Origin of the sequence: Micromonospora sp. NPDC049204 (assembly GCF_040647935.1) — a bacterium.
Classification (GTDB): domain Bacteria; phylum Actinomycetota; class Actinomycetes; order Mycobacteriales; family Micromonosporaceae; genus Micromonospora.
In genome coordinates, this window is sequence record NZ_JBEZDC010000022.1 from 87,438 (window position 1) to 100,226 (window position 12,789).

Consider the following 12,789-nt stretch of genomic DNA (forward strand, 5'->3'; position numbering starts at 1 on the left):
TTGAAGCGGGGCGGTGCGGTCTTGCCGCGCCGCCCCGCCGCGGCTCAGAGCGACAGCTCGAAGCGGTGTTCGTCGGTGAGGGAGTTGCACAGTGCGTCGCAGGAGTTGCCGGTCACCACGCCGAACGCCACGCCGGGGGCGAACGGGCGCTCCGTCGCGGTCACGGCGATCCGGACCTTCTGCGTGGTCGCGTCGCAGACCACCTTCCGACTGGTCGTGCCGGTCCGCATCGTGTCCCCGATCGCCTGGGCGACCTTGACGGTCAGGTCGACCGAGGTGCGCTGCGAGCAGGTCAGGGTGATCGGGACGAAGACCGCCGCGCCGCTGGCGTCGATCTTGCCGGTGCCGCTGAGCGCGACCGCGGTCAGCGGGGCGCCGTCGACCGCGGCACCCGCCCGCAGCGGGGCGTTGGCACTGGCCGACGGGGCGAGGGCAAGCGTGGCGCCTGCCGCGGCCAGGACGATGGCGATGAGAGGTCGACGGATTCTGCGTACGTTCATGGTGGTTCCTCTCCGGATGCGCCGTCGCGCCCTGCGACGACACTCGTTACACCCGCCGGTCGTGGGGCGGGTTTCCGCGGGTGGATGACGAACGAATGAACACCGGAGGGCTTCCGGGTGCCCGGCCGGACCCGGCGGCGGGATGGTCAGGCGGAATGCTGGGTACCGTCGGAGCCATGGATCTCGTGTCGGACGACCGCTCCGCCGACGCCGGCCTGGCGACGCTGGCCGACCTGCTCGCCGGCCCGCTGCTGCCGGCCGCGCGTGGGCTGCTGGGCTGCGAGTTGCACGCGGGCGGCGTCACCGTCCGGATCACCGAGGTCGAGGCGTACGCCGGCATGGCCGGGGATCAGGCCTCGCACGCGCACCGGGGTCGCACCCCCCGCAACGCGGTGATGTTCGGGCCGGCCGGGCACGCGTACGTCTACTTCACCTACGGGATGCACTGGTGCATGAACGTGGTGACAGGTGTCGAGGGGGAGGCTTCCGCGGTCCTGCTGCGCGCCGGGCAGGTCGTCGACGGCCTGACCGAGGCTCGGGACCGTCGACCGGCCGTACGCCGGGACGTGGACCTGGCCCGTGGGCCGGCCCGGCTCTGCGCCGCGCTCGGCATCGACCGCGAGGCGTACGGGGCGTACCTGCTTAGCGACGGGCCGGTCCGGTTGCGCCCACCGACGCGGCCGGTGCCGCCGGAGACGGTGGTCGCCGGCCCGCGCGTCGGGGTGACCGGCGCGCACGACCTGCCGTGGCGGTTCTGGCTCGACGGCGATCCGACGGTCAGCGCGTATCGCCGGCACGTGCCCCGCACCCGGCGCTGATCCCGCGGGCGTGTGTCCGGCGAACGTGTCGGAGGGTGTGGCCATAATCACCGAACTGCTCATTGACGGTTCGGAGGACATCATGGCGACGCTGCTCGCGATCGGCACGGCCAAGGGGTTGTTTCTCGCCACCAGCGACGATGACCGGCGCGGTTGGGAGATCACCGGCCCGCACTTTCCGATGACCGGGGTCTACGCGGTCGCGGTCGACACCCGGCGGTCCACCCCGCGGCTGCTCGTCGGGATGACCAGCTCACACTTCGGTCCCAGCGTCGCCACCAGCGACGACCTCGGCGCCTCCTGGGACGAGCCGGACGAGGCGCCGGTCGCGTTCCCGGCCGACACCGGCGTCTCCCTCGGGCGGGTCTGGCAGTTGGTGCCGGCCGGCCCCGACCAGCCGGACGTGGTCTGGGCCGGCACCGAGCCGTCGGCGCTGTTCAGGTCCGCCGACGGTGGCCGCAGCTTCGAGCTGGTCCGTTCCCTCTGGGACCACCCGCACCGCCCGCAGTGGGACGCCGGCTTCGGCGGCCAGGCCGTGCACACCGTGCTGCCGCATCCGCGGGACCCGGCCCGGCTGCTGGTCGCGATGTCCACGGGTGGCGTCTACCGCTCGGAGGACGCCGGGGCGAGTTGGGCGCCGGGCAACACCGGCATCCGCGCCTACTTCATGCCCGACGAGTGGCCGGAGTTCGGCCAGTGCGTGCACAAGGTCGCTCGGGACGGGGCCGATCCCGAGCGGCTGTACGCGCAGAACCACCACGGCGTCTACCGTTCCGACGACGACGGCCGCACCTGGTCCTCGATCGCCGACGGGCTGCCCAGCGACTTCGGCTTCCCGATGGTGGCCCACCCCGGGCGGGGCGGCATGGTGTGGACCTTCCCGTTGGTGGCCGACAGCGAGCGGTTCCCGGCCGACCACCGCTGCCGGGTGTTCCGCTCCGCCGACGCCGGCGGCAAGTGGGAGCCGCTGTCGGTGGGGTTGCCCGAGGGGCCGTTCTACCCGGCGGTGCTGCGCGACGCGATGTGCGCCGACGGCGCCGCTCCCGGTGGGGTCTACTTCGGCACCCGCTCCGGCTCGGTCTACGCCAGCCGCGACGAGGGCGACTCCTGGTCCCTGGTGGCGGCACACCTGCCGGACGTGCTCTGCGTCCGGGCCGCGGGGGTCTGAGCGTGGTCACCGTGCTGCTGCCCGGACCGCTGCGGGGCGAGGCCGGCGGGGCCAGTCGGCTGAGCGTCGGCGCCACCGGGACGCTGCGGGCGGTCCTCGACGAGTTGGCCGTCGCGCATCCGCGGCTGGCCCGGCGGATCCGCGACGAGCGTGGCGAGCTGCGCCGCTACGTCAACGTCTATGTCGACGGTGCGGATTGCCGGCACTCGGGTGGGCTGGCCACGCCCGTCGGCGAGGGCGCCGAGGTGCAGGTGCTCCCGTCGGTGGCCGGCGGCTGAGCTGGTGATAGGCGCCGCCAACGCGGGGTGTGTCCGTTATCGGGCGTGACCGGCGCCACTGCGAGATGGGCCGGCCACGGAATAGTTGCGTCGTCAAATAAGTTGTGAGCTGCGTCCGGGTACCACGACGGCACCCGGTTGACACGCGAGGAGCTGGTCATGCAGTTCGGAGTCTTCACCGTCGGCGACGTCACGGTCGACCCGACCACCGGTCGGGAGCCGACCGAGCATGAGCGGATCAAGGCCATGGTCGCCATCGCGCTCAAGGCCGAAGAGGTCGGTCTGGACGTCTTCGCCGCGGGCGAGCACCACAACCCGCCGTTCGTGCCCTCGTCGCCGACCACCATGCTCGGCCACATCGCGGCGCGCACCGAGCGGCTGCTGCTGTCCACCGCCACCACGCTGATCACCACCAACGACCCGGTGAAGATCGCCGAGGACTACGCGATGCTTCAGCACCTCTCCGACGGCCGGGTGGACCTGATGATGGGCCGCGGCAACACCGGCCCGGTCTACCCGTGGTTCGGCAAGGACATCCGCGCCGGCATCCCCCTCGCCATCGAGAACTACGACCTGCTGCACCGGCTGTGGCGCGAGGACGTGGTCGACTGGAAGGGCAAGTACCGCACCCCGTTGCAGTCGTTCACCTCGACGCCGCGCCCGCTCGACGGCGTGCCCCCGTTCGTCTGGCACGGCTCGATCCGCAGCCCGGAGATCGCCGAGCAGGCCGCGTACTACGGCGACGGCTTCTTCGCCAACCACATCTTCTGGCCCAAGGAGCACACCCAGCGGATGGTCGCGCTCTACCGCCAGCGGTACGCGCACTACGGCCACGGCAGCGCCGACCAGGCGATCGTCGGCCTCGGTGGCCAGGTGTTCATGCGCCGCAACTCGCAGGACGCGGTCCGCGAGTTCCGGCCGTACTTCGACAACGCCCCGGTCTACGGGCACGGGCCGTCGTTGGAGGAGTTCACCCGGGAGACGCCGCTGACCGTGGGCAGCCCGCAGCAGGTCATCGACCGCACGTTGGGCTTCCGGGAGTACGTCGGTGACTACCAGCGGCAGCTGTTCCTGGTGGACCACGCGGGGTTGCCGCTGAAGACCGTGCTGGAGCAGCTCGACCTGCTGGGTGAGGAGGTGGTGCCGGTGCTGCGCAAGGAGTTCGAGGCGCTGCGTCCCGCGCACGTGCCGGCGGCGCCGACGCACGCCTCGCTGGTCGCCGCCGCGGGCGGCGGCAAGGACAGCACCGTGCACGCCGTCGACGACGTCACGGGCAAGGCACCGGAGGGGGCGACCCGATGACCCACCGCACCCTGGCCGTGGTCTCGGCGGGGCTGAGTCAGCCCTCGTCGACCCGGCTGCTCGCCGACCAGCTCGCCGCGGCGACCCGCGACGAGTTGGTCCGGCGCGGCGCCGAGGTGGAGCTGCACGTGGTCGACCTGCGGGAGTACGCCCACGACGTGGTCAACAACATGCTCACCGGGTTCCCGCCGACCGCGCTGCGCGACGTCATCGACACGGTGACCGGGGCGGACGGGCTCATCGCCGTCACCCCAATCTTCAGCGCCTCGTACAACGGGCTGTTCAAGTCGTTCTTCGACGTGTTGGATTCCGAGTCGCTCGTCGACCGGCCGGTGCTGATCGGCGCCACCGGCGGCACCGCCCGGCACTCCCTGGCTCTGGAGCACGCCGTCCGCCCGATGTTCGCCTACCTCCGGTCGGTGGTCGTCCCGACCGCGGTCTTCGCCGCACCGGAGGACTGGTCCGACGGCACCGCGGACGGCGCTCTGCGCGGTCGGATCCGGCGCGCCGCCGGTGAACTGGCCGACCAGATCGAGCGCCGGCCGCCGACCAGCGGCCCCGCCGACCCGTTCGCCCTCACCACCGACTTCCTGCAGATGCTCGGCCGATCCGACGACGCGCCGGTCAGCTGACCGGGTGGGCGACCAGCACCGGGCAGTGCGCGTGCTGGATCACCGCCTGACTGACCGACCCGAGCAACAGGCCCGCGAATCCGGCCCGGCCCCGGGTGCCCACGACCAGCAGCGACGCCGTGCCGCTGGCATCGATGAGCCCCTGGACCGGGCCGGCCGCCCGGACCGGATGCTCCCGCACCACCAGGTCGGGGTGCGCGGCGCGTACCGCGGCGGACGCGTCGGCCAGTAGCCGCACCGCCTCGGCCTGGTACACGGCCTGCGACTCCTCGATCTCCTCCGGCACCGCCCGGTCCCCGGCCGCCGGGCCGACGTGCACCAGCACCAGCGGCACCTCCCGCCGCGCTGCCTCGTCGGCGCCGTAGCCCGTCGCCAGCCGGGACGACTCGGAGCCGTCGACCCCGACCAGCACCGGCCCGTCCACCGGGATCGGCTGCTCGTCCGGGCGGACCACCAGCACCGGGCAGTGCGCGTGCGCGGCCACCTGCGTGCCGACCGAGCCGAGCAGCAGCCCGGCGAACCCGCCGAGCCCTCGACTGCCCACCACGACCAACTCGGCCTGGCGGGACTCCTCGATCAGCGTGATGCCGGGGCCGCCGGCTACCTGGCGCACCTCGACGACCAGGCCGGGCCAGCGGTCGGTCAGGTCGGCCGCCGTGGTCTCCAACATCCGCTGCGCCTCCTCGGACGGCACCGGCATCCCGATGTCGTACGGGTTGAGCGGGATGCCGTAGCCGAATGGGTGCAGGTATCCGTGCAGCAGGAGCAGCGGCCGGGACCGGAGCAGTGCGGCGCGGGCCGCGTGCTCCGCGGCGACCAGGCTGGACGACGATCCGTCCACGCCCACCACGACGGGTCGGTTCATCGGCGCTCCCTGGGTCGGTCGGTTGCCCCCTTCATCTTCCTGCCTCGGTGGCGGCGCGCTCGCCACGGATCGCCGACGCCGGAGACAGAGTTTGCTCGGAAGTACGTTAGTACGTACTATCTCCACATGAGCACAGTGGAAGAGCGGCTGGCCGCCCTGGAAGCGCAGATCACCGCCCTGAGTGAACGACTGACGCCGGCATCGACGGCACCGGCCGCGTCCGAGGGCACCTTCTGGGCCCTCGACGGCCTCAAGCAGCGCCTGCCGCCCGACGGCACCGGCGCGGTCCTCTACACCGGCACCGTCCGCGTCGCCGGCCAGCACTACGACTGGCAGTACGGCCGCACGGTCGACGACGTGCTCGCCGCCGACTGGACCGAGCTGTCCGCCACGCTCTCCGCGCTGGCCCACCCGGTGCGGCTGCGGCTGCTGCGCGAGATCCTCGACGGTCGCCAGAGCACCAGCGAGCTGGCCGAGATCGAGGAACTGGGCACGACCGGCCAGCTCCACCACCACCTGCGCCAGATCACCGCCGCCGGTTGGCTGCGCAGCGTCGGCCGAGGGCGGTGGTCCGTCCCCGCCGAACGCGTGGTGCCGCTGCTCACCATCCTCACCGCCGCCGGCCGCTGAACCGCCCCCACCGCACCGACCGCCCGAACAGCAGGGAGAAGCACCATGCGCAGGACGACCGCGATCACCATCGCCGCGGCACTGGTCGCCGGCGTCGCCGGGATCGCGCTGATGCCCCGGGTGAGCCGCCTCAGCGCACAGGCCACCGGGGACGCCGATCTGGCCGCCGCCGCACGGGCCGCTGTGCGCGACCCTTCGGGGCACCGCGGGCTCGCCGTCGCCCTGGTCGAGAACGGTCGCATCCGTACCGCCGGCCTGGGCGACCGGGACTCGACCGGCCGGCCGGTCGAGCCCGGCACCTCGTTCGAGATCGGCTCGGTCACCAAGGTGCTCACCGGCATGCTCCTGGCCGACCAGGCCGCCGCCGGGGTCGTCCACGCCGACGACCCCCTCGGCGCCACCTGGCCCACCGTCACCGGCCCCGCCCGCGAGGTGACGCTCGCCGAGTTGGCCAGCCACCGCGCCGGCCTGCCCCGCCTCGCCCCCGGCGGCATCCTGGGCTGGGCTCGCATCCTCTGGTCCAACGTGTCCGGTGGCAACCCGTACGCCGGGCAGGACGTCGACGCCATCCGGAGCGCCGCCGACCGGGTCACCCCCGACGACGACGAGCGCGGCGACGTCCACTACTCCAACGTCGGGCCGTCCGTGCTCGGTCACGCGCTCGCCGCGAAGGCCGGCGTCGCGTACGCCGATCTGCTGCGGTCCCGGCTGCTCCGACCGCTCGGCATGAACGCCACGGTGATCGCCACCCACTCCGACGACCTGCCGGCCGGCCGCGCCCACGGCGGCCGGGCCGCCGGCCGGGCACTCGACCCCTGGTCCGGAGTGGGCTACGCCCCGGCCGGCGTCGGCCCCTGGTCCACCGCCGAAGATCTGGGCCGGCTGGCCGCCGCGACCCTCGCCGGCACCGCGCCCGGCACCGACGCCACCACCGCCCGCTTCCGCGAGAACGAGAACACCCACGTCGGGTACGGCTGGTTCACCACCCGGCACGGCGACCACGAGGTGGTCTGGCACAACGGCGCGACCGGCGGGTTCCGGTCCTACATCGGTCTCGAACGGGCCACCGGCCGGGCGGTGGTGGTCCTCGGCAACACCGACAAGGGCGTCGAGCCGATCGGGCTGCGACTGCTCGGCGTACCGGAGAAGGAGGCCGGAAAGGCGGCACCGGCGGCTCCGGTCTGGATCGGCGCCGGTCTCGCGGTGGCGCTCAGCTTCCTCGGCGGCCTGTCCCTGCTCGGCACCGCCCGCCGCCGCGAACTGGACCGGGTGACCCTGGTGGCGGCGGTGGTGTGGGCGTTCGCCTATCTCGGGCTGGCGCACCGGATGGGTGACTGGTCCGTCGTGCCGGTCTGGCTCTGGCCGCTCGGCGCCGGTCTCTCGGCGGCGGGGGCCGCACTGGCCGTGACCCGGTGGTCCGCCCTGCCGGTGGTCGACGCGCGGGTGCCGTGGCGCCGCCTGCTGTCGGTGGGCAGCTCCCTGCTCGCCGCCGTGCTGGCGGTCGCCGCCGTGAGCGACTGAGCGCGCGGCGCGGGCTCGCCGTTGCGTACCCTCGTCCGATGACCCCTGATCTGCGGTTGCGCCCGGTCCAGGAGGACGACCTCGTCGAGTTCTTCCTGTTCCAGCAGGACCCGGAGGCCAACCGGATGGCGGCCTTCGTCGCCAAGGACCCGTCCGACCGTCGGGAGTTCGCCCAGCACTGGGCCCGGGTGCTCACCAACCCGGCGAACCGGGTCCGCACCGTCGAGGTCGACGGCGAGGTGGTCGGCTACGTGAGCGCCTTCCCCGCCGAGGGCAGGACCGAGGTCAGCTACTGGATCGACCCGGCCCGCTGGGGCCGGGGGCACGCCACCGCGGCCCTGACCGCGCTGCTGCGCGAGGTGCCCCGACCGGTGCACGCCCGCGCCGTCAAGGACAACGCCGCGTCCCTCGCGGTCCTGCGCAAGTGCGGCTTCGTGGTGGTCGGCGAGGACTCGGGGTACGCCAACGGTCGCGGCGAAGACGTCGAGGAGTGGCTGTTGGAGCTGCCCGCCGACGCCCCTGACCTGGGCGGGCACTAGTCTCGCGGGGTGAACTGGTTGGATCTGGTCGGCTGGGCCGGCTCCGCGGTGCTGGTCTGGTCGCTGCTGCAGTCGCGCATCCTGCGGTTGCGGGCGCTCAACCTCGTCGGCTGCTTCGTGCTGATCGGCTACAACGCCGCGATCGAGGTCTGGCCCGGCGTCGGGCTCAACGTCGTGCTCGCGGCGATCAACATCTGGTACCTGCGCGGGATGCTCGCCACCCGGCACGACGAGAAGACCTACCAGGTGGTCGAGGTCGGTGTCGGCGACCAGTTCCTCGCGCACACGCTGCGGGTGCACGCCGGCGACATCGCCCGGTTCAACCCCGACTTCCACTGGGACCCGGACGCGTCGGGACGATCCGCCTTCCTGGTGGTCACCGCCGACGAGGTGGTGGGCGTGGTGCTGTCGCACGCCGAGGCGCACGGCGTCGCCCAGATCGACCTGGACTACGTGACCCCCAGGTTCCGTGACTTCACCCCGGGCGAGTTCGTCTACCGACGCAGCCACCTGTTCACCGAACGAGGCTTCCGTCGGGTGGTCAGCCCGCCCCGGATGGTCGCCCCGTACTACCACCGGCTCGGCTTCCGCCCGGACGGCGACTCGTACGTCCTCGACCTGCCGGCGACCCCGGCCGCCGATCCGGCGTAGCGTCACCCGCGACCGATCCGGCGCAGCGTCACCGACGCCCGATCCGGCGCAGCGTCACCGACGCCCGATCCGGCGTAGCCTCACCGGGGCAGGATTCGGCGGGCACCGGACGGGGCAAACACACGCCTACGCCGGGCGGGCTCGCCGACCGGCGGGCACCGCGCGTACCGGCCGGTGCCACCACCACGAGGGAGCGAACCGGGCGTGCAGAGCTACGGGAGCCAACTGGCCCTGGTCGGAGTCCTGGTCGTGATCAACGCGCTCTTCGCCGGCAGCGAGATGGCGCTGGTGTCGCTGCGGGACAGTCAGATCCAGCGGTTGGAGCGCACCAGTCGCGCCGGGCGGGTGCTGGCCCGCCTCGCCAAGGACCCGAACCGCTTCCTGGCCACCATCCAGATCGGCATCACCCTCGCCGGCTTCCTGGCCTCCGCCGCCGCGGCGGTCTCGCTGGCCAAGCCGCTCGTCCCGCTGCTCGGAATGTTCGGCAGCGCCGCCGAGACGGTGGCCATCGTGGTGGTCACCCTCGCGCTGACCTTCGTCACCCTGGTCTTCGGCGAGCTGGCCCCCAAGCGGATCGCCATGCAGTCCGCCGAGCGCTGGGCACTGCTGGTGGCCCGCCCGCTCGATCTGCTCGCCAGCTTTACCCGGCCGGCCGTCTGGGCGCTCGGCGCCACCAGCGACGTGGTCGTGCGCCTGGTCGGGCTCAACCCGAAACACCAGCCGGAGGAGATCGGCCCGGACGAGCTGCGCGACATCGTCGCCGGCAACCACGGCTTCACCAAGGAACAACGCACCATCATCGCCGGCGCCGTGGAGATCGCCGACCGACGGTTGCGGGCTGTCCTCGTACCCCGGTTGCAGGTCTTCACGCTCGACAGCGGGACCACCGCGGAGGCGGCGCGGCTCGTGCTGGCCGCCACCGGGCACTCCCGCGCGCCGGTCGTGCGCCACGGCGGCCTGGACGACACGGCCGGCGTGATCCACCTGCGCGATCTGGTGGGCGTGCCGGACGACCGCCCGGTCGACGAGATCGCCCGCCCCCCGATGCTGTTGCCCGACTCGCTGCCGGTGGTGGACGCGCTGCGCCAGTTCAAGGCCGAGCGCCAGCACATCGCGCTCGTCGTGGACGAGCGCGGCGCGGTCGACGGCATCGTCACGCTGGAGGACATCCTGGAGGAGATCGTCGGCGAGATCTACGACGAGACCGACCGGGACGTGCGCTCGGTGCGGCGCGACCCGGACGGCGCGCTGCTGCTGCCCGGCACCTTCCCGGTGCACGACCTCCCGGACATCGGCGTCGAGCTGCCGTCGCGTCCGGACGGCGACTACACCACGGTCGCCGGGCTGGTGCTGGCCCGCCTCGGGCACATCCCCACCGTCGCCGGCGAGGACGTCACCCTGGACGGCTGGGTGCTGGTGGTGGCCGGCATCGACCACCGGGCGATCACCGAGGTACGGGTCAGCCGGGTACCCGATGACACCGACCCCGACGCCGACCAGGCGGCGGAGCCGGTGCTGGACGAGGCCCGCAGCTGAACCGTCCGGGTGCCGCCGCTCAGTCGCGCGAGAGGTTCTGGAGTCGCACCTGACCGCGGGCGACCAGCCGCTCGTCGGCGTCGGTGATCTCCACCTGCCAGAGCTGCTGGCTGCGGCCCCGGTGCACGGGGGTGCCGACCGCGGTCAGCTTCCCGTCCCGGACGGCCCGCAGGAAGTCGGTCTGGTTCGACACGCCGACCACCGTGCCCCGGTCGGCCAGCCAGAGGGAGCCACCCACACTGGCCGCGGTCTCCACCACCGAGCAGTACACCCCGCCGTGCTGGATGCCGAACGGCTGGTGCAGCTCCGGTCGGACCTGCCAGCTGATGACCACCCGGTCGGCGGACGCCTCCTCGAACGTCAGGCCGAGCAGGGCGACGAAACCACCCGTCAGATCCGGCATCTCCACGGCAAATCCCTCCTCGATCAACGGGGCGCAAGCCTAACCGGGGCGGGTTGCGGCAAACCCGGTACGGGTCGGTGCCGGCGATGGGGGAGAATCGGTGACCGTGACCGACAGCAGCCCCCCGCCCTCCGGGCGGGACTCCCTGACCGACGACCTGCTCTGGCGTGGCCTCATCCAGGACTCGACAGGCCTCGACGAGCTGCGCGAGCTGCTCGACGGGGGGACGGCCGCCACCTATTACGTGGGCTTCGACCCCACCGCGCCGAGCCTGCACGTCGGCAACCTCATGCAGGTCCTCATGGCCCGCCGGCTGCAACTCGCCGGCCACCGCCCGTTGCTGCTGGTCGGCGGGGCCACCGGGCAGATCGGTGACCCGAAGGAGAGCGCCGAGCGGACGCTCAACCCGCCCGAGGTGATCGCCGGCTGGGTCGAGCGCATCCGCGAACAGCTCGCGCCCTTCGTGTCGTACACCGGGGACAACGCGGCGCAGTTGGTCAACAACCTGGACTGGACCGGCGAGATGTCGATCGTCGAGTTCCTGCGCGACGTGGGCAAGCATTTCCCGGTCAACAAGATGCTCGCGCGGGAGGTGGTGCGGGCCCGACTCGAGACGGGCATCAGCTTCACCGAGTTCAGCTACCAGCTGCTGCAGGGCAACGACTTCTTCGAGCTGCACCGCCGGCACGGCTGTCAGCTTCAGTTCGGTGGCTCCGACCAGTGGGGCAACATCACCGCCGGCGTCGACTACGTCCGCCGGCGGGGCGCCGGGCCGGTGCAGGCGTTCACCACGCCGCTGGTCACCAAGTCCGACGGTACGAAGTTCGGCAAGAGCGAGGGGGGCGCCGTCTGGCTCGACCCCGCGATGACCAGCCCCTACGCGTTCTACCAGTTCTGGCTCAACGTCGAGGACCGAGAGGTCGACCGGTACCTGCGCTACTTCAGCTTCCGTACTCGTGACGAGTTGGAGGAGCTGGCGAAGGCGACGGCCGAGCGGCCGGCGGCGCGCCTGGCGCAGCGGGCGCTCGCCGAGGAGCTGACCACCCTGGTGCACGGCGCCGAGGAGACCCGACAGGCGGTCGCCGCCAGTCAGGCACTCTTCGGCCGCGGGTCGCTCGACGACCTGGCCCCGGAGACGCTGCGTGCGGCGTTGACCGAGGCCGGCCTGGTGCGTCTCTCCGGCGAGTTGCCGGATGTCGCCGGGCTGTTGCGGGACTCCGGGCTCGTCAGTGGGCTCAAGGAGGCCCGTCGGGTGATCGCCGAGGGTGGCGCCTACGTCAACAACAATCGGGTGACCGAGGTGGACGCCGGGGTGTCGGCGACCGATCTGCTGCACGGGCGATACCTGGTGCTGCGTCGCGGCAAGCGCTCGTTCGCGGGCGTTGAGCTGGGCGAATAGTCGACTGTCGACGATGTGACCGGGGACGCGTCCGGCGGATTTGACGATCATCCCGCCGGACGCGTAACTTTCTCTCTGCCAGCGCGGAACGGACGAAACAGGCGAAAGCCTGAGACGGCCGGAGCGCAGGACGAACGGCCTCGGGCCGGCGGGCTTGCCCACCGGATCCCGGACCGGGAGGTGCCGCCAGAAACGCCGCGAGGCGGATTTGGTGCGGCGAAACCGACCGGGTATGGTTACCAACCGGCAGGGCACCGGGCGAGCTTGCGGGAGACCGCAGCGGCCGGCCTGCCGAATCCGTGACGAGAGCGGCGCAAGCCGGTCGAGCCATGGTGCCCGCATTACCGAATGAAGCACGACGAACCGCGAAACACCGGTTTGACACGGCGGAAACGAGCGGGTAACGTAGTAAAAGTGCCTGGCGCTGGAAAGCGCTAAGGGACACGGTACGGAAAGCCCCGGTTGGGGTTCCACTGAGGTGGGGCTTCTGGTCGGTGTGTGGTTGTTCTTTGAGAACTCAACAGGGTGCTTGTAAAGCCAGTGCCAA

Annotated in this window: 14 protein-coding genes; 11 read left to right on the forward strand and 3 right to left on the reverse strand. The window is 72.3% G+C overall.

The window, feature by feature from the left end; all coding sequences use genetic code 11:
• Positions 1-44: 44 nt before the first annotated feature.
• A complete protein-coding gene (locus AB0A90_RS31420) occupies positions 45-500 on the reverse strand; it encodes a hypothetical protein (RefSeq protein ID WP_357254910.1) in 456 nt (151 codons plus the stop codon).
• 176 nt (positions 501-676) lie between these two features.
• Here AB0A90_RS31420 and AB0A90_RS31425 point away from each other — a divergent pair, with 176 nt between their 5' ends.
• The 5 genes from AB0A90_RS31425 to AB0A90_RS31445 all read left to right on the forward strand — a co-directional run bounded on the left by AB0A90_RS31425 (position 677) and on the right by AB0A90_RS31445 (position 4,698).
• Positions 677-1,318, forward strand: a complete 642-nt coding sequence (locus tag AB0A90_RS31425; protein ID WP_357254912.1) for a DNA-3-methyladenine glycosylase — start codon at positions 677-679, stop codon at positions 1,316-1,318.
• 37 nt (positions 1,319-1,355) lie between these two features.
• Positions 1,356-2,486, forward strand: coding sequence for an exo-alpha-sialidase (locus tag AB0A90_RS31430; RefSeq protein ID WP_357254914.1), 1,131 nt, complete (start codon positions 1,356-1,358; stop codon positions 2,484-2,486).
• Between the two features lie 2 nt (positions 2,487-2,488).
• Entirely contained in the window at positions 2,489-2,764 is a 276-nt protein-coding gene (locus AB0A90_RS31435) for a ubiquitin-like small modifier protein 1 (RefSeq protein WP_357254916.1), read from the forward strand.
• Between the two features lie 159 nt (positions 2,765-2,923).
• Positions 2,924-4,066, forward strand: a complete 1,143-nt coding sequence (locus AB0A90_RS31440) for an LLM class flavin-dependent oxidoreductase (RefSeq protein WP_357254918.1) — start codon at positions 2,924-2,926, stop codon at positions 4,064-4,066.
• Entirely contained in the window at positions 4,063-4,698 is a 636-nt protein-coding gene (locus tag AB0A90_RS31445; protein ID WP_357254920.1) for an FMN reductase, read from the forward strand. The genes AB0A90_RS31440 and AB0A90_RS31445 overlap by 4 nt, the downstream gene beginning before the upstream one ends.
• Here AB0A90_RS31445 and AB0A90_RS31450 read toward each other — a convergent pair.
• On the reverse strand, positions 4,691-5,563 hold the full coding sequence (locus tag AB0A90_RS31450) for a universal stress protein (RefSeq protein WP_357254922.1): 873 nt from the start codon (positions 5,561-5,563) through the stop codon (positions 4,691-4,693). The genes AB0A90_RS31445 and AB0A90_RS31450 overlap by 8 nt on opposite strands.
• A gap of 126 nt (positions 5,564-5,689) precedes the next feature.
• Here AB0A90_RS31450 and AB0A90_RS31455 point away from each other — a divergent pair, with 126 nt between their 5' ends.
• From AB0A90_RS31455 to AB0A90_RS31475, 5 genes are all read left to right on the forward strand, one after another.
• Entirely contained in the window at positions 5,690-6,193 is a 504-nt protein-coding gene (locus AB0A90_RS31455) for a winged helix-turn-helix domain-containing protein (protein WP_357254923.1), read from the forward strand.
• A 45-nt stretch (positions 6,194-6,238) separates the two neighbouring features.
• Positions 6,239-7,714, forward strand: a complete 1,476-nt coding sequence (locus AB0A90_RS31460; RefSeq protein ID WP_357254925.1) for a serine hydrolase domain-containing protein — start codon at positions 6,239-6,241, stop codon at positions 7,712-7,714.
• 38 nt (positions 7,715-7,752) lie between these two features.
• Positions 7,753-8,253, forward strand: a complete 501-nt coding sequence (locus AB0A90_RS31465) for a GNAT family N-acetyltransferase (RefSeq protein ID WP_357254927.1) — start codon at positions 7,753-7,755, stop codon at positions 8,251-8,253.
• Between the two features lie 9 nt (positions 8,254-8,262).
• The gene (locus AB0A90_RS31470; protein ID WP_357254928.1) at positions 8,263-8,904 is read left to right on the forward strand and encodes a hypothetical protein; all 642 of its coding nucleotides are present in this window, start codon (positions 8,263-8,265) and stop codon (positions 8,902-8,904) included.
• A 204-nt stretch (positions 8,905-9,108) separates the two neighbouring features.
• Positions 9,109-10,440 carry a hemolysin family protein gene (locus AB0A90_RS31475; RefSeq protein WP_357254930.1) on the forward strand — a complete coding sequence of 444 codons (1,332 nt, stop codon included), beginning with the start codon at positions 9,109-9,111 and terminating at the stop codon, positions 10,438-10,440.
• 19 nt (positions 10,441-10,459) lie between these two features.
• Here the strand turns inward: AB0A90_RS31475 and AB0A90_RS31480 are convergent, their stop codons facing one another.
• On the reverse strand, positions 10,460-10,843 hold the full coding sequence (locus tag AB0A90_RS31480) for a PaaI family thioesterase (protein WP_357254945.1): 384 nt from the start codon (positions 10,841-10,843) through the stop codon (positions 10,460-10,462).
• Positions 10,844-10,949: 106 nt separating this feature from the next.
• On the opposite strand from AB0A90_RS31480, the gene tyrS reads away from it, so the two are divergent.
• On the forward strand, positions 10,950-12,242 hold the full coding sequence (gene tyrS / locus AB0A90_RS31485) for a tyrosine--tRNA ligase (protein WP_357254947.1): 1,293 nt from the start codon (positions 10,950-10,952) through the stop codon (positions 12,240-12,242).
• Positions 12,243-12,789: the final 547 nt, after the last annotated feature.